Consider the following 25455-nt stretch of genomic DNA (forward strand, 5'->3'; position numbering starts at 1 on the left):
TAAGGTTAAACATATAGCAAAGCCACCACCAATCGGATTCACTTATACAAGCATGATCCCTGACTATTTTGCATATAACGTACGACAGTGAACGGTCGCAATACGAACGCGGCTGAACTGTTATTTCATAGTATATGGATTATTTAAGAGGAGCGTTTTTTATGACAAAACCATGGTTTTATCGGCTTTTATTCTCCTATTTGCCTGTTTTTTTCATGATCACTTCCGTGCTCATTGTGCTTATTATTCTTTCGATCAGTCAACTGTCCAAAAAAGAAGCTGAAAATGCCAATAAAACGTATGCTTTACATATCATGCAGTCGGTTGACTATGCCTTGAAGACGATAGACGAATATGTGATTAAGGAACTGCAGACAAATAAGCGAATTGACCAGTTTTTTGATAACAAATTTGAGGGAAATCCTTATTACTCGGCTTATGAAGTCACGGAATTGATTCGGGGGATGATGAATTACAACAAGTTTATTGATTCGGTTTATTTTTACCGTGCTTCCGATCAAATGGTCATTAGTCCAAATACGATGATAACGGCAGACCGTTTCGGCGATAAAGTGTTCATAGAAGAGATGATGAAGAGCCCTTCTCAATATCAGCTGACGAATCAGCGGATCTTTAAAGAGTTTGCTGAGATGGATCAACGTAAAGCCGTCATTTCTTTAGTACGAAAGATTCCTCTGTTATCCGGGCAAAAAGGCATCGTCGTTGTCAATATCAGTATGGATTCTATTGCAAGAATGGTCGGTGATATGTCCAATTCAAAGATCAGTTTCATCGAGGTATACGATCCCGAAGGCAAACAGCTGATGGCATCCGGAAATACAGATGGAGCAGTAGGATCTAGGAAAAGAGGGTCTGAGCTGACCCGAATCCATTCCACTTATACAAACTGGGAATACCGAAGCGGTCTCAACGATGACTATTTATTTACCTTCACTTCTGTATTCTCCTACGTATGGATCGGATTGGGACTAGTTATGGTTGTCCTCGGCGGGATCTGGATGACCTATGTGACATATCGCAATTATCGGCCGATTAAGTTGATTATGTCCCGTATCCATACTTATTCCGAACTGAAGTCGATGGGCGCCCCTGGCAAGAAACAAGACGAATTCCAGTATATTGACCGGGCCATAGGCAATCTTATGGAGTTATCCAGCCGCTATGAGAAACAGCATGAGGAAGACATCGTATTCAGGCGGCGGCACTTTTTCAAAGAATGGCTGGAAGGCAGCCGGGCGGTCGATTATGAAGACTGGAAAACTGAGATGAATCGGCTGCAATTGCCTTCTGGCTTTGGTCAGCTTGCTGCAGCGGTCATCGAGATGGATAAGTATATGGAAGTATGCAGAATGTTCTCTCAAAAGGATCAAGAACTGCTGAAATTTGTACTAGGCCGTGTTGTTTACGAAACGGCTGAACCGCTTGGCCTGACTGTATGGGCGGAATGGACGGCTACACACAGGCTGAGTGTCGTGATATTTGCTGATCACGATACCAAAAACAGCGAGAAGCTCGCGGCTAATCTTTGTGAGAATGTACGCTCCTGGGTCGAGCAGCATCTACATTTCCGCATTACGCTCGGTGTCGGGCATATGGTTGGACAAGTTCAAGAGCTTGTTCATTCTTACGAGGCTGCTGTCCATGTTCTTCGCTTTAAATCGACTTTAGGAACGAATCGAGTTCTGTATCATTGGGAATCCGAGGCGTCCGCAGAGAAGGAAATGTATAAGCATTTGCCCCTGGTCAAATCACTGGCTCAGTCATTTCGCTTGGGGGACAAGGGTTGGAAGCCGGCCTTGGAGCAACTTTTCACCGAATTAAAAGTCGGGTTATTCTCATACGATGAGATCCGCAATCTCATGAATTATTTGGTTTATCATTTACACCGGGAGATGATGGAGCTCTCAGCTGAGATCCAAGAGTTATGGAATATGGCGCTGCCTCAGTTGAACGATGCCATTGAACATTTCGATACGATCGAAGACGTGTATGCGGAGTGGTTTCATATGTTAGAAGAAGTCTCGCAGCGGATGGCTGCTATTCGCGAAGACAGAAGCACACATGCGGTAATGACCCAAGTTCGCACCTACGTGGAGAGCCATTATGCAGACCCAGAGTTATCGCTTACCTCTCTAAGCGAGCAGTTTCAGCTTCATGCCTCGCATGTCAGTCGTGCATTCAAAGAGGAGTTTGGCGAAAAATTCGTCGATTATCTCGTTAAGATCCGGATGGAACAAGCGAAAAAGCTGCTCCAAAGCAGCCGTGACTCCGTCCAGGATATTGGGAGCATGGTTGGATACACGCATGCGATATCGTTTATACGCGCCTTCAAGAAGTATACGGGCGTTACGCCCGGCGATTATCGTAAGCAAGAGTAATTATGCCTTTTTTCAAGAAAAGTATATCGTTAATTGTTGTTTATTCGCCTCTGCATCACATCCACAAAAGCCTTGTACAGCAAGGGGTTACAAAAGAGTTTATTCGCTAATTCATGTATATTGAGAACGATTGCGCTTCTAGGGTACATTGATTCCATCGACGGCAAGCGAGCAAAAGATGGTTCAATTTATACACTAAAGGAGGTGACAAACGATGCCACATACACCGCTAGACAACATTCAATCAGCCCCCATGATTTCTACACGAAGATTTATCCACGATGCCGCCAAGTCGCAACCCCGTCGTCGTTTCAAGCAAAATATGCCGCTGTTGATTATGTTTGTACCGGTTATCGCTTACTTTATTATTTTTAAATATTTTCCAATATTGGGGAACATCATCGCCTTCAAGAACTATAACTTGATGGATGGCATATGGGGTAGCCCATGGGTCGGTCTAAAGCATTTCAAGGCCCTTTTCACCCAACCCCAGACGCTGACCATCATCCGCAACACCGTCACATTGAGCTTATTAAGTATTGTCGCTGGATTTCCATTTCCGATTATCATTGCCATCTTACTGAATGAAGTTCGCGCCATGCGGTTCAAACGAATTGTACAGACACTGATCTATATCCCTCACTTCTTCTCTTGGGTTATTGTCGGAGGTATAGTTGTTACAATATTCTCCCAGCAATCCGGTATCGTTAACAAGCTGCTCACGCTATGGACGGGTCACACAACTGCTTTCTTGTATCAGGAGCATAGCTGGATAGCTATCTTCCTCGGCTCGGGGATTTGGAAGGAAGCCGGTTGGGGAGCGATCATTTATCTGGCTGCACTTACCACGATCGATACGCATCTGTATGAAGCAGCCAGCATCGACGGTGCGTCCAAATGGAAGCAGATCTGGCATGTCACGCTTCCCGGCATTCGCAGCACGATTATTCTCATGCTGATTCTGAGTATGGGGAATGTCATGGAAGTCGGGTTTGACCATGTGTACACGCTCCAAAATGCAGCCGTTTCGGATGTCTCGAATGTCATCAGCACCTATATCTTTATTGTGGGTGTCCAGGGAGGACAGTTCAGTTTTACGACGGCGGTCGGGTTGTTTGAATCTCTGGTCGGCTTCTTCTTCGTCGTCCTTGCGAATCAACTTGCCCGTAAATTCGATCAAGGACTGTGGTAAGAAAGGAGCCTCCCCGTCATGAAACCAGCATGGGATGAGAAAATCTTTTACACGATCAATTATATGTTCCTAGGCCTTGCAGCTCTAAGCTGCGTTCTTCCCTTGATGCATATCGTATCTTTATCTCTGAGCAGCTATCAGGCGATTGTATCAGGGCATGTGACCCTGTGGCCGCAAGGCTGGACTGTAGAAGCGTACAAAGCCTTATATGTTGGCACGAATATGGTCAAAGCGTTTCGTAATAGTATCGTAATTACTGTTATAGGCGTTGTGCTTAGCATGTGGTTTACGATTATGGCGGCTTACCCTTTAGCCAAGAAATATTTCTATGCGCGTCGCTTTTTTACACTGGCCATCGTATTTACCATGCTGTTCGGAACACCGTTAATTCCTCTGTTCCTGATCGTGAAAGGTCTCGGCTTACTGGATACTTACGGCGCTATATGGATGCCGGGACTGATCAGCGCGTTCAATATGCTTGTGCTTCGGACCTTTTTTATGAATGTGCCTGAAGAGCTTGAAGAGGCAGCGCGCATGGATGGCTGTGGAGAATGGAGACTTCTCACCCGGATTATTCTCCCTTTATCCCTGCCCGTCTTGGCTACGTTGACTTTATTCTATGGCGTCGGCTATTGGAATTCATTCTTACACGTACTTATGTTTATCAATGACAGCACACGGATGAATCTGGCGGTTATGATTCAACAGATGGTCGCCAGCCAATCGATTCTTCAAGAGCTTAATTCGGTGAGGCCGGATGATTTGCAGCAAATGACACCAGAATCCATTAAAGCGGCCGGCGTGATTGTACTCATTGTGCCTATGCTGATCGTTTATCCATTTTTACAGAAGTATTTTGTTAAAGGCGTCATGATCGGCGCGATTAAAGGATAACACGAACGGCGACTCATTTTAACTAGAACTGTTTTAGGAAACGAATTATTTAAGGGGGGTATATCCATGTCTATGTTACGTAAGAATCATCGGAAAGCTCATCTGTTCACGTTAGCTTTAATCGCAGTATTAGCAGGCTGCTCCACAGCCAAAGTCAACGATCCAGGGACATCGTCAAGCCCGAATGCGACCCCAGCACCCGAACCGGCTAAAAGAGGAGCAATCCATGTTTCCGTCTATGATCGGGGCAATATTCCTCCGGAGGAAGGCAACTGGGATAAAAACCGTTGGGTGGAGTGGATCAACAAGAACGGTCCTGTCGATGTGAAATATACACCCGTTCCCCGCTGGGAATCGTTCCCGAAATTTAATGCTTTGCTTGCCTCTGGAAGCGCGCCGGATTTGATTCTGGAGTATGATGCCAACTATAGGAACAGCTGGTATTCGCAGAAGCTGCTGATGCCGATCGATGAGATGATTGACAAGTACAGCACGAACTACAAGCAAATTCTGGAGAAATACCCGCTGCTGCGTAAGATTGGAACGAAAGAAGACGGCAAGTTGTATGAAATCGGGCGTTTGAATGTCGTCGCCCCGCATCATCGTCTCTTAATCCGTGAGGATTGGCTCCAGAAGCTGAACCTCCAAGTCCCGACTACGACTGAGGAATTGTATAACGTAGCCAAAGCATTCGTGACCCAGGATCCAGACGGCAACGGTAAAAAGGATACCTTCGGTATCAACCTGAGCGGCGTCGGCTTCTCCGTGATCAGCCATATCTTCGGTCGTTCGATCGATTGGGCCGAGCAAAACGGTAACTTTGTACATGATTGGGAACGCCTCCAAGCATCCGTAGAATTCCAGAAGCGTTTGTTTGACGACGGTTTAGTCGATAAGGATTTTCTCACAGATAAAAACGGACAAAAAGGCATCCAAGATTTCATGAACGGAAAATTAGGGATTTTCGCGATCGACAGTGCATGGTTTACCATTTCGAACTATGAAACTTTGAAGAAGAACAACCCTACGGCTAAGGTCATTCCGATGGCTTTACCGAAGAGCCAATTCGGGCAGTTCAGCCCGATTATCAGCACACCTGTGCAAATGGTCGGTGTCGTCAATGCCAAAGCGAAGGATCCGAAAGCGATTATGCAATATATTGACTGGATGGTGGATCCAGAGCATGCAAGCTTGCTGAAGAATGGTATTGAGGGTACACATTCGCAAAAAGGCTCGAATGGCTGTTTGCAGCCTATCGATACGGAGAAAAATAAGAAAGAGCTGTACACCGACGATCTGAATATGATGAGATCCGATTTGCTGCTGGGCAAATGCGCGGAAGTGTATCTGGTGAACTTGCGCCCAGAAGTGCCAACCCAGAAAGAACTGCTCGATATCAACCTCAAATCCAAAGAAATTTATATCAATAAAGATCGTCCTATTCCTTCGCTCGGCTACGACTTCTTACCTGTATTGCCTGATGATCTGCAAGCGATTGTCAAAAGCACAAGCAAATCCAACAACATCGATAAAGGCGACATCTGGTTGAAAGCTTTGGTCGGCGGCACTGGCTATACCGCACAGCAAGCTGTGAAGGATGCCAAGGATGTATGGGAAAAAGCAGGCGGCAAGCAAGTCGACGATTATTACGCCAAATGGTATGAGAACAACAAAACCAAAGCGTTTAGTATCGATGATCTGTACAAATTTGCTGAACAATCTCAGAAAGAGCTGAAATAGAACGAAGGAGGAGCGGCGCTCCAAGTTAGATGTATCGGAGCGCCGTCTACACATGACGTGGACCCCGGATAGGATTAGGGAATCCTATTGATAATCTCGTTCATGGAGGTAATTATGAGATCCCTACAAAAGTCAAAACTCCTTGTTTCAGTCCTTCTGTCGGCGATCATTGCTTCACTGTTTCCTTTCTTTCCAGCGCATCGTGCAGCTGCGGCTGCAGCCGGTATTACCCAAGACTATTGGAACAACGTTCCTGGAGGGAAGGTGGAACAGATTCCTGTAAAGACGCCTCCATCGGGTTCGAGGTTGCTCGCTAACTTCGAGACGCCGAACAATACGGGGGATCTTTATGGTTCTCGCATTTACGGTTTTCTGACGCCGCCAGTCACCGGAGGCTATACCTTCTGGATTGCAGCGGATGACAGCTCCGAGCTATGGCTGAGTCCTGATGGCGATCCTGCGCACAAAGAGAAGATAGCGTCTAATACCGTCTTCGCCAAGCCCAGAGAGTGGGAAAAATCGCCAACTCAGAAATCAGTGGTCATTCAGCTAGCCAGCGGGAAAAGGTATTATATCGAGGCGCTGCACAAAGAAAACACCTCGAATGACAATTTGGCTGTCGCCTGGCAAGGGCCGGGAATTGCCCAACAGGTGATACCTGGCACTTACCTGACACCCTATGTGCTGCCTGATGCACCAACAAATCCCGTGCAGGATGATACAGCGAATACATTCGGATGGACACCTATTCCCGGTTATCCGGATGTGGCAGCCTATGAATACAGCACAGATCGCGGTTACACGTGGCAAACCGTGACAACGAACCCGCTTCAACTGGACAATATCAATTACACGACGGGACAAATACAAGTTCGGTTGAAAGAAACGACAGCGCAGCCTGCCGGAAAGATCCTGTATTCAACCGCCTTTTATACGCTAACTACCGTGGAACAGCCTGCGCCAGTTTATACAACGCTTTGGAAAATCGGGCTTGATAATCAGCTCTCAACTGAATTTAGTGATTATAAATCAACACCCGTCGAGTCCTTCAACCTTCCTTCTGACTGGGCCACTCGCACAGATTGGAGTTCAGTGTCTAAAGGACTGAAGCTTAATCGCAACGGTTCTATGGTTATTACTTACAACTTAGCTGCGATCCCGGAACATGGCGTGCAGTTCAGCTTCAGGAGCTTGGATGCGTATGTATCCGTTCCGCAATTAGCTGTATTTTCCAATGATACGATGGCCGGATTAATCCAGATTGTCGGCTTGAGCGGCGGGAATACGACTCGGAAATTTAAAGAAACTTACGAGCTTTATATTCCTAAGGAAATGCTGAAGGTTGGATCTAATGAACTGAAGCTGTCTTTGGATCGAGGCTTGTATGCGGGAACTGAAGGTGATGAATATCATTGGTTTGAATGGGACTATGCCAAACTTGAGGCACTCGGGGCTCCGGCTGCTGAACCGATTCATGGGCGGTATATCCATCTAGGAACAGCGCTTGTCTCTCATGTTTTGAAGGATCGCGATTTGCAAACGATGGAAGTAACGAAATGGCTTGGACTCGCCTATAGCGGGAACGTCATTCGTTCCAGTCAATTCTCGCGGGAATGGCTGACTGCCTTGCGCGATTTGAATTTGGCACCCGTCCTTCTGCCATTCGGAGCCTTTATCAGGGATCCTGAGCTTTCTTCGGGGGTTGTCCCTGAGAAGCTCAAAGAGTACTACAACAATCTCATTGCAGAAAATGGGGATTTATTCGAATACTTGGAGCTTGATAATGAACCCGGCGTGTTCAACAATGCTTTTGCTGCCGATTTGGCTCTTGCCAAGTATGTTAGTGAACAGAAGCCTTTGCTAAACCCATGGCTGAAAGTGGTTGCGCCTGGCTGGGCCTACTGGCCCACCAAAGGAATTCCCGATGGCTGGGAGCGCGATCCTGCCTATCGCAGACAGATTGAAGACTATACCGATATGACGAACGGCCACAGCTATACCTTAAGCGGGATCTCGAGCGGTGAGGGAGGCGCAGTCGTTGAGACGTTAAAGACGTTTCCTGAATATCAGGGTGACGGAATGGCAAAGCCGATGATGATGAGTGAAACGGGAGCTAATGATTTTCATACCGACAATAACCGTTACGATACGTTCACACATCGTTTCGCCTCCATCTTTGATCGGGAAACGCGCAGTACCATCGGCTATCTCGATTACATTATGCAGCATGCGGCTTACTTCCGAGAGTACAGCTTGCTCAAAGAAGACATCGAGATGAAATCCGCTGACGATGCCGAAGCATGGATCAACTCGAGCGATCCCGATGAAACGCGTTTGAAGGTTTTCCGCCGCTTAGCGCTAGCCTACAGTACGCATGGCAAACCGCTCCCTTATGTGTATACAAATCAGAGCGAGCTTGCCGGGAAAAAAGCTTATTTCCGCGCGGTGGATACATCAAGTCTTAGTGTGAGCGCTACCAACGCAAAATCCAATAAAATTCTGCTCAATTTTGTTAATTTTGAAACGACACCGGTCACGATGAACGTCCATGTCACACTGCCTATTAACGCTCAGTATGCAGCAGAACGCTTTGGCGCAGGCAACACGTATGCGGCTGCACGCAGTTTCGCGACCATTGACGCCGCTTCGGGCGCGCAGTTATCGGAAACACTTCAGCCGGGCGAAGCCGTGCAGTTTATTTTGACCCCGTTAGAACATCTAGCACCAAGCAAGCCTACGCTGCAAGCTCGGGCCGTTTCGTACAAACAAATCAAGCTGACTTGGCAGCCTTCTACGGATAATGCAGAAGTAGCCGGGTATAAACTCTATGATAACGGCGTATTGCTAGCTAAGCTGCCAAAAGCCGTAACCCGTTATTCGCACCAAGACGTTAGACCGGAAAGCGCACACTCTTATACGCTGATCGCTTATGATGACTCGGGCAACGAATCCGTACCAAGCGATCCTTTAGCCATATCCTCCTTAGCATTGCCGGCATCTCCTTTTACCGCTACGTCTACGGGAGCTCTGCATGTTGAAGCAGAGCAAACGGAGCTGGAAGGAGTGACCCATCATGGCACATTCGTCGGCATGTACTTTACACAAGGACGGATGAACATGCTGAAACCTCCTGTAAAAGCCAATACCAATTACATTCTTAAGCTTAAATATAGTTCGGCCGCGAACAAAAAGGTCAATCTCGTTATCGACAATCAGCTGGTTCGAACGCTTGATTTGCCGGGAACAGAACCAAACGTCTATACAACCATCGAATATAACGTCATGATGCCTGCGGACATAAGCAACCTTGTGCTTTCCATCGTCAAGAGCAGCGATAATGTGTTCGCCTTCTTCGATTGGTTCGAGCTGAAAGAAGGCATCTTGGATGAAACACCTCAAGCCCTCTGGACGAATGTCATTCATTCCAGTACGAATATGTATTATTCCGCTCCAACCTTCGCTCTCGGCGCTAATGGCGCAAATCTTCATGAAACGACAACGCCGGGCGATTACACAGCTATGGGCTTTAAAGGGACGGGAATCCGTTGGTATTCCGATATTGAGTCATCTCTAGGCGAGGCTGATGTTTATATCGATGATGTCCTGCAAGCAACTGTGGATTTGAAAACAGCGAACACACAAGGCGCGAAGAAGGTTGTTTTCGAAAAGACGGGTCTCCCTATGGCAAACCATATCATCAAAGTTGTCGCTAAAAGCGGCCGGATCATCCATCAATCGTTCGAGTTTTTGAGTTTGGAACGCCAGCCCTTAACTCCAGGCCCCGATCTTGTCGTAACAGATCTTGGAACGGATCCAGCAGATCCGTATGCCGGGCAAACGGGAATTCGATTCTATGTCACAGTGAAAAATGTCGGTATTCTCCCAACCCCAGCCGGCAAAATAACCGGAGCCGTGTTTGGTTTGAACGGCGGTTCGTTTGGCTATACGGATACGTATAATCAATCCATCCCTGTAGGCGGCAGTGCAAAACTCTATACAAACGCAGGCGGTGAGAACGGATATTGGGAAGTTCCTAATGGAGAAGCCACCTACCAATTAAGCGTCAATATCAATGATATCGGCCGTTTCACTGAGATGGATCGCACGAACAATACAAAGGAGATTACTTTCCAGGTGAAAAAGCGGGATGTCACCCCTCCTGTGACAACTGCGACAGCGGACGGGGCAACTGGGGCAGGCACATTCAACAAACAAAATGTTCATGTCACTTTTACAGCGGTGGATCCAGCAGATGGCGAAGGAGTCAGACAAACGGATTACCGAATTCAAGGTGGAACATGGCAACCTGTCACAGCTCAGCCGGTCACCTTCAGTGATGAAGGAGTGCATCAAATCCAGTACCGCTCGATTGATATGACGAATAACGAAGAAGTGCCCAAAGATTTGGTTATAGGCATCGATAAAACGGCTCCTGCAACCGTGCACACATCATTAGCAGGGTGGCAGCACACGCCGCAAACCGTCACATTAGCGGCTTATGATTCTTTGAGCGGTGTTGAGATGACCTTTTACATGCTCAATGGGGGAACTGCCATAGCCGGAACCTCGGTTACGGTAAACACTTACGGTGTAAACACGATACACTATTACAGCGTTGATTTGGCAGGCAATCAGGAAGCTAGTCATTCTGCGGAAGTACGCTTCGATCCGCAAGCACCTGAAATCAACATTGCCGGTCCTTTAACTGTATTTTGGACGGATCCGATTGTATTAAATGTTAGTATCACAGATGCTTTAAGTGGCGTGGCCTCATCTGTGGTCAAACTGGACGGTGCCGTTGTTAGCCCTAACATTAACCTCCAACCGCTCAGCTTGTGGATTGGCCAGCACACGATTGAAGTAACGGCAGCAGATAGCGCGGGCAATACGACGGTACGTACCTTTGTTTTGAAGGTGGTCATGGATCTCGATCATTTGGACGATCTACTCCGTTTACTATGGAATCTAGGATATTTCCCAAATCAAAGCACTTACAACAGCTTGCAGAACAAGGTTGCTCAGCTCCAGAAACTGCTAAACCAAAGCCAGCTTAAAGATCAGACTATCTTTGATGCTGTCATCAACGATGGCAAGTATACGGATAGTACGACCGCCAAGCTGCTTCAGGATGCCATTCTATACTTGCAGCAAAAGTCGGGGAAATGAATAAGAAGGGGCATATCATCCATAGTCACTTGGATGATATGCCCCTTTACCCTTTTTTTTACTATACTATGTTAACCAAAATTCCCCAGAGAGGGAACGTCGATGCTCTATTTGGACGAAAACTACCAAAAATCATGAGGAAGAGGAACGACAGTGCGTTATTTCACGGTTTTTGCCTTTGGATCGTTCATTTTAGCCAAATAGCGTACCCACGTTCCCCCTAATTTGATTTCCAGCATAAACTTCCCAAAATAACGAATCGTCGTTCCTCTAACTAGTGGTATGGTGATTATTATTGCTCATAATAGGCTCAAAATGCCCCCCAAGCTCCCCCAAGCAGACTTATCTACTTTTGGGAAATCCCCTTCTTTTCATACGAGTGTATATTCTGAATCTCGATGATCCACTTCCGACTCACAAAAAAAAAAACTCAGGGTTGAGCAGCGCCATAAAGCAGTGCTATAACACGGGCCAGGATTCGCGTGCTCTGAGAAATGATACTTGTCACCCGATCTATACGGACAATCGTTCCACTAATTGATGCGACTCTAGGACAAGGTCTCCACGGATGCTGCAGGCATTCGGATTGTTCAAGCTGTCTAGGAAATGCTGAACAACACCGGCAAAGCCCCTTCTTTCAAGCACCGTGTCCCAGCTGCCGAAGGAGCGCACGCGTGGCGCGGCGCCTTTTTCATAAAAAACGGCTGACTCTAGGTTCGTTACTTCTACCGATCGGCCGCTTCCGTGCAGCTCCACTTTTTCTAAATCAACACCTGCAAGTCTAACCATACTGTAATTGCCTAGTGAAGAGCCGAATGCCAACGTCCCTGACGCGTGGAGCAGTCTGCCTGCTTCATCGACTTGTTGGTTGTATGTACTCACTTCATAGGGGCTCTTTCCAAGCCATAGCAAAAGGTCGAGCATGTGAATCAGGTCATCGTACAACGTCTCTTTGGCGCTATGACCTTGCTGCTTGATACGGTGCTTAACGGCTGAACACCAATCGAAGCCGCCTGCCTCCTGCAGCCATTGCTTTGCCTCCATATATAGGGGAGCAAATCTGCGGTTAAACCCCGCTGCCAGCAAAACACCTTTTCGCTCCGCATAAGAAGCCATCTCCAAGGACTGTGCCCAATCGTAGGACAACGGTTTATCTACATAAACAGCTACACCCTGCTCTATACTTTTCATCGCCATATCGTAATGGGTTGATGTCGGACTATGAACGAAAACGGCATCCAGCCCTTGTGCAAGAAGCTCATCTACGTTCGTTATCCCGTAAGGAATGCGATACTTTGCCTTCATCCGTTCTACCGTCGCCGGGGCCCGGCTCATGATGCCTACGATCTCCACTTGCTCGTTGACCGATAAAAGAGGCAGATACACTTTTTGGGCAATATCACCTAGACCAATTAATCCAATTCTTTTCTTCGTCACAATGCTTCACTCCTCATCTGTTTTCCCAGAACCATACGTCCAACAACCAGTCCAAGTATAAATAAAATAACGCCAACCGCCGTAGAAACACCATATATTTGCACCCACATCGGGGCATCTGTAATCAGGGCATATATTTTTCCGCCAAAAATCGGCCCCAAGAAAGCGGCAAAGCCGGTGATAGCTGAATAAGTAGCAATATACATCGGACGTTCGCTCTTCGGTGTATCGCCAATCGTAAACGTGAATACCATCTGATTAAACCCACCGAGTCCAACGCCTAGAACGATATGAACGGCATACAGCACAACAATGGCTGGAAGGAAAGCAATCGCTCCCCATAATAAACAAGCTAACGCGATGATCGGTAAGGACCACAGCAGCAAGGTTTGAGCCGAGTAACGCACATTCAGATTACCCCATACATAGTAACTAGCCATCATGACCACGGTATGAACGACCGTAATTAACGAGACGGTTTCATAATTAATTTTCATCAGCTTGAGCATGACATAAGAGAAAAGCGGCACGGTTACCCCTTGCACGAATAAAAACACAGCCAAAAAGAGAATCGCTTTAAGAAAAGCGCGATCCTTCAACGGCTTCCCGATCATCCCTACCGGATTCGATGCCGTAGATGGCTCGAAAGGTGGATTCGGATATAAACCAAAGGCGAGTATATTTAAGACCACACAAACGCCGCATATAATAAATAAATAGTTAAAACCTTGCCCGCCTGGATATCGATCTAATATTTGTCCGCCAATGAAAAGAGCTAGAGAACTTACCCCGCCTAATATCGTGTTGCGAAGTCCAAAATATCGTCCTCGAATCGGACCTGGCACCGCATCGCTAATCAGCGAAGTCCAAACGATTCCACCCGCGGCATTTCCCAAATGAGCAGCCGTATAAAGCACAATATACATGACAACCCACAGATCTTTGGGAAATAAAAAAGGAATCAAGCCCACAGAGGTCCAGAGCAATCGGTGTGAGGAAGCAAATATGAGCAGCATCCGTTTGCGGTTTCTGAATTTTTGCATGACCACAGCCATCCCAATTTGAATGATATTGACGACGGTTGTAATGGCCAACACTAAACCAATTTCGGTTGAAGTCGCTCCTAAATAAAGCAAATAACCCGTTAGAAACGGACCGCCAAGGAGCTGGAAAATAATAACCGCCGGGAATCCCTCCAACGTTGCGATGAGCAGACTTTTACGGTAGGAGGATACTTTTTTTCTGGGATTTCGTAAATAACCCGCAATTTTCATTGCCATACTCGCCTCCAGATGTAATTCTTATGATGAATGACTGATCTTAAAGTTTCAAACTATAGGGCGCTTATGGTAAAATAGGAATGAGTACCTATTCTATCATGTCAGGCGGGATCACCCAACTATTATGAAACCAAAACATTTTGGTCTTATCACAAGCTCATTACTCTTTTTGACTTTCATTGTACTCTCTCTCATGTTCCAGTCAACCATTTATTTGTATATCGCCAGCGTATGTCCGCTCCTCATTGTTCCTTTCCTTCCCGATATTCGGTCTAATCAGTTCATTAAGCCGAATCAAGCTAAGGGTGCTGTAAGATTGATTACCATGGAGAATAAGGACAAGGCTGATTCTGGTTTTCTTGTTATCTTGTTTGAACCGGGGTATGTCAGATGGAAGCGTGGGAAACTCTTTTTCAATATGGAAGATATCATGAAAGATGTCTACATCAAGCCTGATCCCCTCGCCGCCGCAATGACGGTATTAAAATATGATCTATTTCAACATCGAAGTAAGAAAAATTGGATCGGCATTTCCTTAGCGCAGCTTGAACAGCGCACCGAACATCTCTCTTATACGACAAATGAAATCAACCGTCTGGTCATTCGGATATCCGACGTGAATGAACTGCTTCAAAGGCCTGTTAATCAGTCTACTGCAGCTGGACAAAGTATCGGCGCCTAAGAAAATTAAAATTTTCATTCATCAGTGGTGCCGCAACGCGGCATGGAAGTCTTATCTACTCAAAAAATCACCCTGTCTTGAGTTATTACGCTATTCAACCTTCGTGGTTGGATGACGGTAACTCGATGATGGGTGATTTTTTTGTGTGTTTATTGTTGGATAAACCCAGGTTTAGCTCATGATTGAGGGTAGCTTGTGCAAGAAATGCTTAAGAGTCTCCAAAGGCTGTTATTTAGAGAAAATCGTGTGAAAGCCTCTAAATAAGAGTCTTTAAAGACTTCTATCCTCATCAGAGGACGCCGATTTCTACAATTCTTCTGTATATTAGAGCCTTTAGGGGCTTCTATTTGCTGCAAACACGCTTTTCGGGGCCAAATAAGAGCTCTTAAAGACTGCTATTTCATCGATCGTTGTTAAAAACTTAGCCATCCTACTTTGATCGAGCACTTCAACCACTTTTCCTACTTTAATCAACCTATAGCTCAGAAAAAACTAGTTAAGTTCGTCCCCGCACAAATAGGATGCCAGTGTACGAACCATGACGCCTGTTCCACCTTTAGGTTCGATGCCTTTGGCCGACCATAACCAAGCCGTGCCGCCTGTATCCAGATGGATCCAAGGCGTTTCTTCGGCGAAGTATCCAATGAACAGACCTGCTGTAATAGCGCCTGCCCAGCGGTCGGATGAAGTGGCATTCTTGATATCGGCGACATCGCTTTTCAGCATGGCGCGATACTCTGGATAGTTTGGCAGCTGCCATAGTTTTTCTCCAGCCGCCGAGGCTGCTTGGAGCAGCGGCTTCAGAAACTCGTCATCGTTCGTAACAGCGCCAGTCGCTACATCGGCGAAGCAGATTAAGATGGCTCCTGTTAATGTTGCAACATCAATCAGGCGATTCGCTCCAAGCTGCTTCGCGTAGGTCAAGCCATCGGCCAATATAATGCGGCCTTCCGCATCTGTATTCAACACTTCCACGGAATGTCCGCTGAGCATTGTCACGATATCACCTGGACGATAGGCCGAGCCAGACGTCATGTTCTCCGCCGCAGGGATAACCACGATCAGGTTGACCTTCGGCTTCAGTTGACCGACGACGTGCAGGGCACCGAGCAGGGTAGCGGCTCCGCCCATATCGCTGATCATTTCTTCCATGCCGTCGGGTTTCTTCATCGAGATTCCGCCGGTATCGAAGGTCACGCCCTTGCCGACGAGGCCCAGCACGTCGGCCGAATCTGGATCACCCTTATACTGCAGGGTGATCATGCGCGGCGGGTTGACGCTGCCTGCGCCAACCGCGGTAAGGCCGCCCATCCCGCGGGCGGCAATCTCGTGCTCGTCCAGCACTTCGCAGGCGAAGCCGTAGTGCTGGGCGAGCCGAACGGCTTCCTCTGCGATGGAAGCCGGAATGAGCCTATTGCCCGGGAGGTTCGTGAGATCCCGGGCATAGTTCGTGCCCTCCGCAACCGCCTCAGCGGCTGCGATCGCCCCCTCCAGAAGCGCTGCATCCGCAGCCGCTTCTGTGAGCAGAACCGCCTGGCGCAGCTCCGCGCGCGCAGGCTCGTTCTTGCGGTACGCCGCGATGCGGTACGTACCGAGGAGCAGCCCTTCGGTCAGCGCCGAGGCGGCTGACCGGCTGTCGAACCCGCTTGGTAGCTTCAGCGCCAAGCGTTCGAACTGCAGCGCGAGCGCCTTGCGCGCTGCGAATACCGCGGCTGCGCGCAGCGTATCGCGTGACGCTGCGGGGCCGAGCCCCGCAACGAACACGTACGCGTACGGCAGCAGCCCGTGGGTCGGCAGCGCCTCGAGCTCGCCTGAGGCGCCCATGAATAGGCCCTTTGCGCGCATGCGCTCAAGGGCCTGATCAAGCTGCGGCAGTCCCAGAACATTGTCCTGGCGCAGCTCAGCTTCACTTAGGCAGACGAGGATCGCGTCTGCCCCCGTCTCATTATCCATCAACGACGTAAATACACCCGTCGTTACATCTGTAATTTTATCAAACATAAGTACTTCTCCTTACCTTCAAGTAGATTCTGTTGTTTCTGTAGTTTCTGTTGTTCTATTGTTTCTATAGTTTATATAGTCTCTCAAATTAATAAAAAGATGCGGCCTTCTGTACCACCGACTGCATCGGCAGCTGGTATGGGCACTTCTCTTCGCAAAGCGGTTTCTCTTTGCATGGATCATGGTCTGCACAGCCTACTATTCTATCCTTTTGTCTTTGGAAAAATCCGTCACCCTTCGGCAGCAATCCGAATTTCTCTCTAAATCTACTGGCAATCATCACATCTGGTATTGAGATTTCGAGCGGGCATGAACAATAATTGCAGCGTCTGCAATCGTGTTGACCTAGCTCTATTGCCAATTGTTCCAGCTCCTGACGCTCCTCGTCTCCTACTTCCTGCTCCTGCGCAGCCAAGTTTTCTTGCACTTCCTTGATACTCACCATCCCAGAAATCGTCACATGCACGTCTTGACTGTATGGATAGCGAATGGCACGATCAACCGGTTGAATGAACCCGCCGGACAAAGGCTTCATCGCCACTTTCATTAAATCCATCTCTGTCGCTTTGGGGATCAGCTCATCAAGTGCAAACGGCTGTGCCAAATTAAGATGAAACAAAATCTGCGAAAATTGCCCTTTGGCGATCCATTTCGCAAGTAAATCAGGACGGTGTCCGGAAATGCCGATAAATCGCACTTTCCCTTCCCGCTGAGCCTCGAGAGCAGCTTCATAGGCGCCGCCAACATCCATCGCTTTCTTAAACTCACTCACATAGTTCACGTAGTGAATTTGCAGTAGATCTACATGGTCTGTTTTCATACGAACCAAGCTTCGCTCAATCTCTGCTTTCGCCGTTTCGTAATCACGTGCCCCTGTCTTCGTCGCTAGAAAATATTCCTGTCTGCGATGGGAGATGCATTCGCCGATAATTTCCTCGCTGTTCCGGTATGCTGCTGCTGTATCGATATAATTAATGCCGTGATCCAAGGCGTAGTTCAATGCTTCTCTCGCTTGTTCTAGAGGTACACCTGGAAGATTCATAGCACCAAATCCAAGTGATGAAACGTTGTAGCCGGACTTACCGAAAGTTGAATATCTCAAGCCAAAATCTCCTTCCAACTAAGAAAATCAATCATAATTGCGCTTACAACTATTGTAATACAACTCGGTCCTAGATGCCATGAAGTAGGTAATTGTAATCGCTATCACAAAATTCAAAAACAGCAATCACACTTTACTAGCCATAAATGTATTGACAATGAAAGTGATAATCATTATCATTCTAAACAGAATCGTGATTTTGATAATCATTCTCAATTATGAAAGGGGCCACTATGCGTAAATTATTATTACAAATTCATCTATGGATAAGTTTACTTCTAGGCTTATTCATTGTTGTCATCTGTACGACAGGCAGTCTGCTCATCATTGAAAATGATGTAAAGAAATGGATACATCCGCAGCTTTATAAACCTACACCCGGTCATGCCCAACTACTCGACGTTCAGCAGAGTGTGGAGCAAGCTTTTCCAGGGTTCAAGATGGATCGAATCGATCTTCCGACAAGTGATGGTCTTTATCAGGTAAGATTATCCAAAGACGTAAATGGCAAAGCATCGACGCAAAATGTTTACGTTGATCCAGGTTCCGCCCAAGTACTTGGGCCTGTAGGACCTAATAGAAATGTTTTCTTTACGAAGATTCTGCAAATACATCGTTATTTACTTACCCAGGATGTACTTGGCAAAGCTAATGCTTCCATTGTCGGCGGCTTCATGGGTATCGGTCTCATCATCATTCTAGTCACAGGTGCTTATCTTTGGTGGCCTGGCCTTCGAAAATTCGCTCTTGGCTTCCGAATTATTCGAAACAAAGGAAAACTTGCCCTCAATTTAGGACTACATAAAACAGTCGGTATAGTAACTATTCCTTTCCTTCTCGTCTTCGCCCTCACAGGTACGGCATTTCAACTTGATAAATATGTGCTTGGATGGTTCGGATTGTCGACCAAAATCGAAGCAGCTGCCTCTTGGAGCAAAACAACAATGATGAACGGTTCACCACTTTCTCTTGACACCATCGTTCAAAATGTGCAAGAACGATTTCCTAACTATAAGCTGGTCCGAGTTCAACTGCCCATAAAGCCTGATCAAACTTATCAGTTAGCGATGAAAGAAGGGTACAGTCCAAGTGGTTCCAGCAATGTTACCGTCTATGAAGACCCTTATACCGGTGAAATTTTAGGTAAAACCAATCCAAATGCTCCAATGGTGTTTTACAGTGCTTGGAAAAGAGGTTTGCATTTCGCTGCTTGGGGTGGAGTAACTGTAAGAATCGCGAGCTTCCTCATGGGTATGATGCCCTTGTTCCTCATGATTACTGGTTTGGTCATTTGGCAATTCAAAGCTAGAGCTCGCCGCAGAAGTAAAAGCTCTTCCCGCATCAACGAAATTCCGCCAAAAGCAATGGTTCCCACGATGAGTTCTGCCGAATAAACATACATAAACACCCTAGGCAGCGCTTCACATGAAGATGAAGTATGCCTAGGGTGTTTATGTATGGTCTTTTATGTATAGTTCTAAATTTTTTATGTATAGTTCTAAGTTGTTTATGTACTTGTTCTATTCTTTTAACTCCTGCTAATCTTTGTCATCATCGTGGTTTTTTGAATCTTTGTTCCGATCACTCCAGCTCCAAGGGAAAACGGTGCTTCTATCAATATCCGATTTTGGTTTCTGCGTTTGCTTGTCAGATGGCCTATCTGTCGGTTTGCTTGAGCCTATTGGCTTACTGAAAGGTTTTGCTGTAGGCTTTGGCGTTGATGTCGCTCTAGGTTTTGAGGATGATTCTTTCTTCGAATCATCCTCATCGTCATCATCCGAGTGGCTCGGTTTAAGCGTTGATTTATTGTCATTATTACGATCATTGCCATTTCTATCGTTCTTGTTGTCGTTCTTATTATCGTTCTTGTTGTAGTTCTTATTATTGTCGTTCCTGTCGTTTTTGTCATTTCTCGAAGACGGTGTTGGTTTCACCGTAGCCTTGCCATTATTACCGTTCTTACCGTTGTTATTTTTATCGTTCTTATCGTTCTTATCATTTTTATCGTTGTTCTTGTCTTTGGCCGATTTCTCGTCCTGAATTTGCTGAATTTTCTCGCTGAGCTTTCCGGATTTTTCATCTTCGATTAGCCTTTGCAGCGATGATTTATCAATCGGCTTATCCGGTTTTACGAATTTATCAATCCCGCCGTTTTCCTTTGCGAGTTGATGAATCGACACCGTTTTGATGTCGTCGAGAGATACTTTCGCGCCATTGTCTACCGCATTTAAATATATCGCATACTTCCCTGCCGATACACCGCTGGCCTTCGCCTCTTGTCTTACTTCTTGCGGGGCGGCGAACGCTGTCACTTCATAATTTTTAATTTGATCCGGATGGGTTTGCTCTAAATGTTTACTGACCTGAGCTTTCAGCTTTGTAGCAATCGCCTGATCATTCACATCCGTTTTTTGTTCTACAATCGTTGAGCTGATGATGATATCTCCTTCACCTCTAGCAAGTGCTCCCTGCTCGGCTTTGTCTAAAATATCAGATGTGACAGCTTCTAACGACTTCCCTTTATAGACTAACGTTTGAATGAGGTCAACACCATCCGAATTTAACCCAGTTAAATCCTGTACAACTTCATCATTATCAATGCCTATTTCTACGCTAGGATTGATATCTATGGTTACGTAGGCAACCACTTGGCCACCTGGAACGGTTCCAGTCAACGTTGATACTAAGACAAAGCATAGTACGATTGCGGCCGCCAGTCCTGATGCAATAGCCATTTGCGGTACACGCATACGCCGCTTTACAGGTGCGTATAGTATCTCTTCCCCAACTTCACAATTCCGCGTTCCCCTCGGAAGCTTATCGAACCGACCCTCTGGATTCATGACAATAATGGAGCTGTCGCTTATTTCCATTACGATTCCCTTGTTCATGCGCTGTTCTTCCTTTCTTTATGCTTTCCTCATTCTCGAATATGTAAATAATCTCGCAAGTAAGGGTAGGGTCCGTTAAAGATGAGAGCTATCGCAATTAAATACTTACGGTTTCGCTCCAATGTTTTTCTGGAAACCTGGACTTGCTCCAGCAGCTCTTTAATCGGCAGCTGCCGTTTCGTAAGAAGAGTACGCATAAGCTCTGCATCCTGTGCTAGCGTGCGGCCGATACCGAACAGCATTTGCCTGGAATCGTCGTGTTTAGGGGATGCTTCTGTCAATTCAGAGAAATCGATATCAAAATCACTTAAACATCGGCTAAAATCAGTAATTTCACTTCGCCGTTCTTCAAGTCCCTTTTGCTTTTCATAAGCTTCGATAGCTTGATGAACCTCAATTGGATTGAGTAGGTTATCTTCATCATCTTCTTGATCGAACGAGCTGTAAGGAATCTGTCCTTTGAAACGCTGTTCTTTGCGTAAGAAATCAATTAATCTCCTCCTTATCACCGTTTCTGCAAAGCCTAGGAAAGACCTTCCCATAACGGAAGAATATTGATTAATCGCTTCATTAAACGCTGCTAATGCGATACTGAATTCGTCATCTCGTGCAGGGTCGATATATCGCTTGCAGAACCTACTTGTAACTTTAGCCACATAGGGCTGGTAATCAGCTATAAATTGGTTCCTAAGTCGTAGGTCTCCTGCTTGAATTTGATGTATGGTTACCTCAAGGGAAGAGGCATGCGGTTCACTCTGTCTCTGGGATTCCTTCTTTACAAGGAACTTTTTGAATAGTACCAGTAGCACCGTTCCACCTCACAGTATAGTAGTTTCGTCCCTATGTATAACAATTCGGGGGGTACAATTATATGCATTCAGAAATAAAAAGTAAATTTATTATACCATAGATGTCCAATTGGGCACCTAATGGCAAATAAAACCTAATGTACGGTTTCATTTTAACCATGAATCCTATACAATTAAAGGCATGGGAGGTGTTTCATTTGGAACCCGGCAATCACTTTGGCAAGTTTCTCGAGACGTTACGAGGTAAACTGTCCTTGCGTAAAGTTGCAAATAAAAGCGGCTTGTCTCATGCCTATATTAGGGATCTAGAGCTCGGACGTAATCGTACCACGAATGATGTCATCAAGCCATCCCCTGACACCTTGAGAAAGCTATCACAAGCATACCAATATCCTTACACAGATTTATTAATAAAAGCAGGATATTTAGAAGAAGCCGAAGCCTCATCTTCGCAAACTTCTTTTCAAATCCACTTAGATAACGTTTGGTATGTTGAGTTTGGTATCAAATCGATACAATATGTTTCGCCAGATGGCATCATGGAAGAGAACGTAGAATCACTTGTGGCGTTCACGAGTTTCATAGAAGCATTAACGGATCACCATTTTGTGAAATTGGACATGCATCTTTTCGTCAATCTGAACAAAATAAAAAAGTATGCCCCCTCAGAAGGCAAACTTTATTTTAATGACTATGAAGAAGGTCCTAGTGTCACCATCGCCGCTTTGCCGCAAAAGAAATATCACCAAACTCTTCTTGAGTATGAGGCTCGCAATACAGGGCTTGTTGTGGAAGCTGAATCTAGCCCACGGCATTCATCTTTGAAAGCCAAGTTCCTTACCTAGCATAACGTATATGAAGAGAACAGTCGCCATACCTAGCATTTGGATCGGCATCAGCGCGCTTAACGCGCTATCCGGATAAGAATGACGATATGTGATGCCAATAATAACAACTACAATGAAGAGATAGAAGCCTGCATTTTCCCTAGTAAGTGGAATTCTCGTATAATTCGAGAGAAAAGTAAATCCGAGCCGAAGCTTATGTATGGCAAGAAGAACGCCGCATTTCACTAGAATGGTCAAAAGTAATATCAAATTTGTCGTTAACGAGTCATCCTCGATATCTGTATAAGCAGCGAGATCGGTTAAATCACAACAAAAGAGAACAATCGTAGATACGATGACCGACAGAATATATCCGGATAATGCTATAATTAAAGTCGGTACAAGGCTAAATTTCCAAACCATCATAAGCAGCGTACAAATAATACAAACGTATAATAATGGCCAATTGTCAAAATAAGCAACCATCGTTCCTGCTAGTGCAGCGAGCGTTATTTGTATCCAATATGGTTTCACTCTTTGTCTGAATAGTAGTAATGCGAATAAAATCATAGGTACAAAATCAATACAGGATAGGATAAATTTCACCCATGTAAACAAATACACGTTCCCTCATTTCTATGCCTTCTCTTAAGCAGCCTACCAATTTGAATCCACACTTAGAACTATACAAGATAACCGTTCTTTTGCCTTCAAAGTGGACTAAGTTGGCTGTTTCTGAGCATGAGTTGACAGGACGCAATGGGCAATGGGTGAGAGGATTGGAGTGCGATGAACGTATGGGACACCGTTTCACAGTGGCCATCGTGGAAGATAACTATTGGGCAGGCAAATTACTCGAAAGTTATTGCCAGCAATGCGGATTGAGAGTCATCTCAATCATTTCGGAAGGCGAACAGTTATTACAAATATACGATCAGCTTCAGCCTGATATTATGCTAGTGGACATAGGATTGGAAGGGAATTTAGATGGCATCACGATGGTTCAATCTTTGCGAAGCGCTGGCTATCAGCAGAAAGTCATTATGGTTAGCGGAACGACGAATATCGACCATGTTCTGACGAGCTTTCATGATCTAGGTTCCCTCTACTTCCTGTCCAAGCCAGTCATGCTGCCAAAGTTTCAAGCGGCTATTCGGAAAGCCATTGCGGAGATTCAGCTAGAACGCAGTCAACTTGTAGAAGCTCCGAAGCCTAGAACGACAACATGGATTACTGTAAAAAATCAAAAATCAGAGCTGCCTATTTCCGAAGACTCCATCCTCTTCATTGAAAAAGAAGACAAGCGTTTAACCAGAATCCATCTCATGAATGGAGCACATATGGAATCCAGCACGAATTTAACGGATATCCTGGCACAGTGCTCCCCTCATATGTTCAGTCCATTCAAAGGTTTTCTGGTCAATTTGCGCCATGTGGTATCGTATGCAAAAGAAAGTGGATTCCCCACTTCGAGAAGATTTCTAATTCATTTAAACCATACGCCTGTTAAGGTTCCACTAAGCAGGAATCTACAAAAGGATTTGGCGAAGCTTCTGCAGGAACTTCACTAAGCACCAAGTGCTTGCCATAGAAAAAAAGAAGACGTTATAGGCACATTTTACCGTGACCCTACCGTCTTCTTTTTTATAGAATCCTAACTAACATTACCTTTACGCTCGCGGAACGTAGAGACCTTATTTGGCTCGAAGCCGCTTATTTCCCGTTTTCGCGGAACGAGGAGCCTTTATTTCCGTTTTCGATGTGTAAAAACCGCAAAAACACCAAAATAGCGCTCCTACGTTCCGCCTACCAGCTCCGTTTCGGCATAATCGCTGAAATAGCGACTCCTCGTTCCCCGCCAGATAGACTAGATTAGAGTAGCAGCCTACGTGTGCTTGGAGGTTTTTTTGTTTTTCAGTTTATCTCGGCGTACACTCAGCATTTTCAATCTTTTCTTAAGCTGGTCTTCCCATTCATTATCGCCAATCGATTTCGCAACCCCAAGCAGATCAAGGGCCATATCAATTTGACAGCGTACTATATCTAAGGGCTCTTCGCCCTCATGGTTGACACAATTATCATGCAAAAGATGATCCTTACCATCTACATATTCCGTAAAATCCACCTCAGGAGCACCGTCTCCATGCGCATACTCCGCTAGTATCTCGTACTCGTTCTCCACCAGATAATGAACTTCAATGCGGTGACATACCGGGCAAAAAAGAATGGGTACATTGTGAATTTGTGTACGAATGTGCTTCAAGGTACCTTTCGTTCCAATCATACTGGCTCCACAACAAAAACTCATGGATATCCCTCCCTTAGAGCTTTCCGTTAGGAAAGCTTGCATCTTAAGCATAAACTTTTTAACCCGGATTAGTCCAATATATTCGCTGGAAAAGTGTGAAATTCCTTTTTTTTAGGACAGCTAGATTTTAGCAATCCACGCATATTTTTCTTTGGAAAAGCGCATGCTTTTACAGTGAAAAGGAAGTAAATAGCATTAGAAAAGAGGAATTCACCTTGAAGGCATTACCTATCACAGGGTTCGAGGTTCCCGATCGATATTACACGGACATACTCCATCTTATGATCGTAGATGCACATTCGCTCTATGTATATTGGGAAATCAGCGATAGACGGAGATGGCTTGTATCTCAGCATTTTGAATGCGGCTATGAGTCAATGCCCAGAGTGATACGTTTGTACGATGTGACCAGCCTATATTTCAATGGCAGTAATGCACATGAATACTGGGATGTAACAACGACGTCTGAAGCTAACAATTGGTATCTTCACCATCTAGGTGCAGGCCGTACCTACCTTGTAGATATTGGCACTTACACGTGGGAGCGCGAGTTCATTCCACTTCTTCGTTCCAATTGTGTCGCCACACCTAAGGATACCGAAACCAAATGGGGGGAACCGGTGCAAACGGTTGTACCAGAAGCCGAAGCTGAACGAATTCACAATCGAATCAAGCCCTATTTTTTTGAAAATATACAAGCCTATTCTCCCTATGTGAGGTGACGTTA

At 45.8% G+C, this 25455-nt stretch carries 18 protein-coding genes; 10 read left to right on the top strand and 8 right to left on the bottom strand.

Going from position 1 to position 25455, the window contains the following annotated elements; all coding sequences use genetic code 11:
* Positions 1-161 precede the first annotated feature (161 nt).
* The 5 genes from ASG93_RS21460 (at position 162) to ASG93_RS21480 (ending at position 11391) form a co-directional block, all read left to right on the top strand.
* The gene (locus tag ASG93_RS21460) at positions 162-2399 is read left to right on the top strand and encodes a helix-turn-helix domain-containing protein (protein ID WP_056835039.1); all 2238 of its coding nucleotides are present in this window, start codon (positions 162-164) and stop codon (positions 2397-2399) included.
* A 253-nt stretch (positions 2400-2652) separates the two neighbouring features.
* Positions 2653-3591, top strand: a complete 939-nt coding sequence (locus ASG93_RS21465) for an ABC transporter permease (RefSeq protein WP_056835176.1) — start codon at positions 2653-2655, stop codon at positions 3589-3591.
* Between the two features lie 18 nt (positions 3592-3609).
* Positions 3610-4485 carry a carbohydrate ABC transporter permease gene (locus ASG93_RS21470; protein WP_056835041.1) on the top strand — a complete coding sequence of 292 codons (876 nt, stop codon included), beginning with the start codon at positions 3610-3612 and terminating at the stop codon, positions 4483-4485.
* A gap of 66 nt (positions 4486-4551) precedes the next feature.
* Positions 4552-6225 (top strand): extracellular solute-binding protein, encoded by a 1674-nt coding sequence (locus ASG93_RS21475; RefSeq protein ID WP_056835043.1) that lies wholly within the window; start codon positions 4552-4554, stop codon positions 6223-6225.
* 114 nt (positions 6226-6339) lie between these two features.
* Positions 6340-11391, top strand: coding sequence for an OmpL47-type beta-barrel domain-containing protein (locus tag ASG93_RS21480; RefSeq protein ID WP_056835045.1), 5052 nt, complete (start codon positions 6340-6342; stop codon positions 11389-11391).
* Between the two features lie 513 nt (positions 11392-11904).
* Here ASG93_RS21480 and ASG93_RS21485 read toward each other — a convergent pair.
* Positions 11905-12828: a Gfo/Idh/MocA family protein gene (locus ASG93_RS21485; RefSeq protein ID WP_056835047.1), complete on the bottom strand. Its 924-nt coding sequence runs from the start codon at positions 12826-12828 to the stop codon at positions 11905-11907.
* Positions 12825-14108 carry an MFS transporter gene (locus ASG93_RS21490; protein WP_235550927.1) on the bottom strand — a complete coding sequence of 428 codons (1284 nt, stop codon included), beginning with the start codon at positions 14106-14108 and terminating at the stop codon, positions 12825-12827. Before ASG93_RS21490 ends, ASG93_RS21485 begins: the two co-directional genes overlap by 4 nt.
* 124 nt (positions 14109-14232) lie before the next feature.
* On the opposite strand from ASG93_RS21490, the gene ASG93_RS21495 reads away from it, so the two are divergent.
* Positions 14233-14790 carry a hypothetical protein gene (locus ASG93_RS21495; protein WP_056835049.1) on the top strand — a complete coding sequence of 186 codons (558 nt, stop codon included), beginning with the start codon at positions 14233-14235 and terminating at the stop codon, positions 14788-14790.
* Positions 14791-15282: 492 nt separating this feature from the next.
* Here ASG93_RS21495 and ASG93_RS21500 read toward each other — a convergent pair whose 3' ends face one another.
* Positions 15283-16791 carry a leucyl aminopeptidase gene (locus ASG93_RS21500; RefSeq protein WP_063891922.1) on the bottom strand — a complete coding sequence of 503 codons (1509 nt, stop codon included), beginning with the start codon at positions 16789-16791 and terminating at the stop codon, positions 15283-15285.
* 88 nt (positions 16792-16879) lie between these two features.
* Positions 16880-17893, bottom strand: a complete 1014-nt coding sequence (locus tag ASG93_RS21505) for an aldo/keto reductase (RefSeq protein WP_056835051.1) — start codon at positions 17891-17893, stop codon at positions 16880-16882.
* Positions 17894-18126: 233 nt separating this feature from the next.
* Here ASG93_RS21505 and ASG93_RS21510 point away from each other — a divergent pair, with 233 nt between their 5' ends.
* Entirely contained in the window at positions 18127-19287 is a 1161-nt protein-coding gene (locus ASG93_RS21510) for a PepSY-associated TM helix domain-containing protein (protein ID WP_056835053.1), read from the top strand.
* 144 nt (positions 19288-19431) lie between these two features.
* Here ASG93_RS21510 and ASG93_RS21515 read toward each other — a convergent pair whose 3' ends face one another.
* Positions 19432-20784: an anti-sigma factor domain-containing protein gene (locus tag ASG93_RS21515; protein WP_056835056.1), complete on the bottom strand. Its 1353-nt coding sequence runs from the start codon at positions 20782-20784 to the stop codon at positions 19432-19434.
* Positions 20785-20813: 29 nt separating this feature from the next.
* Positions 20814-21593 carry an RNA polymerase sigma factor SigI gene (gene sigI / locus ASG93_RS21520; protein WP_056835059.1) on the bottom strand — a complete coding sequence of 260 codons (780 nt, stop codon included), beginning with the start codon at positions 21591-21593 and terminating at the stop codon, positions 20814-20816.
* Between the two features lie 197 nt (positions 21594-21790).
* Between sigI and ASG93_RS21525 the strand changes: the two genes are divergently transcribed.
* On the top strand, positions 21791-22438 hold the full coding sequence (locus tag ASG93_RS21525) for a helix-turn-helix domain-containing protein (RefSeq protein ID WP_162262871.1): 648 nt from the start codon (positions 21791-21793) through the stop codon (positions 22436-22438).
* On the opposite strand, the gene ASG93_RS21530 is transcribed toward ASG93_RS21525, so the two are convergent.
* Positions 22409-23038 (bottom strand): hypothetical protein, encoded by a 630-nt coding sequence (locus ASG93_RS21530; protein ID WP_056835061.1) that lies wholly within the window; start codon positions 23036-23038, stop codon positions 22409-22411. The genes ASG93_RS21525 and ASG93_RS21530 overlap by 30 nt on opposite strands.
* A gap of 107 nt (positions 23039-23145) precedes the next feature.
* Here ASG93_RS21530 and ASG93_RS21535 point away from each other — a divergent pair, with 107 nt between their 5' ends.
* Positions 23146-23991: a LytR/AlgR family response regulator transcription factor gene (locus ASG93_RS21535; RefSeq protein WP_056835062.1), complete on the top strand. Its 846-nt coding sequence runs from the start codon at positions 23146-23148 to the stop codon at positions 23989-23991.
* A 314-nt stretch (positions 23992-24305) separates the two neighbouring features.
* Here the strand turns inward: ASG93_RS21535 and ASG93_RS21540 are convergent, their stop codons facing one another.
* Positions 24306-24728, bottom strand: coding sequence for a hypothetical protein (locus tag ASG93_RS21540; protein WP_047680975.1), 423 nt, complete (start codon positions 24726-24728; stop codon positions 24306-24308).
* A gap of 215 nt (positions 24729-24943) precedes the next feature.
* Between ASG93_RS21540 and ASG93_RS21545 the strand changes: the two genes are divergently transcribed.
* Complete coding sequence (locus ASG93_RS21545) at positions 24944-25450, top strand: DUF4912 domain-containing protein (RefSeq protein WP_056835065.1); 507 nt, start codon at positions 24944-24946, stop codon at positions 25448-25450.
* Positions 25451-25455 lie beyond the last annotated feature (5 nt).

The organism is Paenibacillus sp. Soil787 (assembly GCF_001429545.1).
Lineage (GTDB): Bacteria > Bacillota > Bacilli > Paenibacillales > NBRC-103111 > Paenibacillus_E.

Excerpts from the sequence above, each read along its gene's own strand:
- ASG93_RS21490 (WP_235550927.1), bottom strand. The coding sequence starts at position 14,108 with ATGGCAATGAAAATTGCGGGTTATTTACGAAATCCCAGAAAAAAAGTA.
- ASG93_RS21495 (WP_056835049.1), top strand. The coding sequence starts at position 14,233 with ATGAAACCAAAACATTTTGGTCTTATCACAAGCTCATTACTCTTTTTG.
- ASG93_RS21500 (WP_063891922.1), bottom strand. The coding sequence starts at position 16,791 with ATGTTTGATAAAATTACAGATGTAACGACGGGTGTATTTACGTCGTTG.
- ASG93_RS21480 (WP_056835045.1), top strand. The coding sequence starts at position 6,340 with ATGAGATCCCTACAAAAGTCAAAACTCCTTGTTTCAGTCCTTCTGTCG.
- ASG93_RS21515 (WP_056835056.1), bottom strand. The coding sequence starts at position 20,784 with ATGAACAAGGGAATCGTAATGGAAATAAGCGACAGCTCCATTATTGTC.
- ASG93_RS21510 (WP_056835053.1), top strand. The coding sequence starts at position 18,127 with ATGCGTAAATTATTATTACAAATTCATCTATGGATAAGTTTACTTCTA.
- ASG93_RS21460 (WP_056835039.1), top strand. The coding sequence starts at position 162 with ATGACAAAACCATGGTTTTATCGGCTTTTATTCTCCTATTTGCCTGTT.
- ASG93_RS21540 (WP_047680975.1), bottom strand. The coding sequence starts at position 24,728 with ATGAGTTTTTGTTGTGGAGCCAGTATGATTGGAACGAAAGGTACCTTG.
- ASG93_RS21475 (WP_056835043.1), top strand. The coding sequence starts at position 4,552 with ATGTCTATGTTACGTAAGAATCATCGGAAAGCTCATCTGTTCACGTTA.
- ASG93_RS21465 (WP_056835176.1), top strand. The coding sequence starts at position 2,653 with ATGATTTCTACACGAAGATTTATCCACGATGCCGCCAAGTCGCAACCC.
- ASG93_RS21470 (WP_056835041.1), top strand. The coding sequence starts at position 3,610 with ATGAAACCAGCATGGGATGAGAAAATCTTTTACACGATCAATTATATG.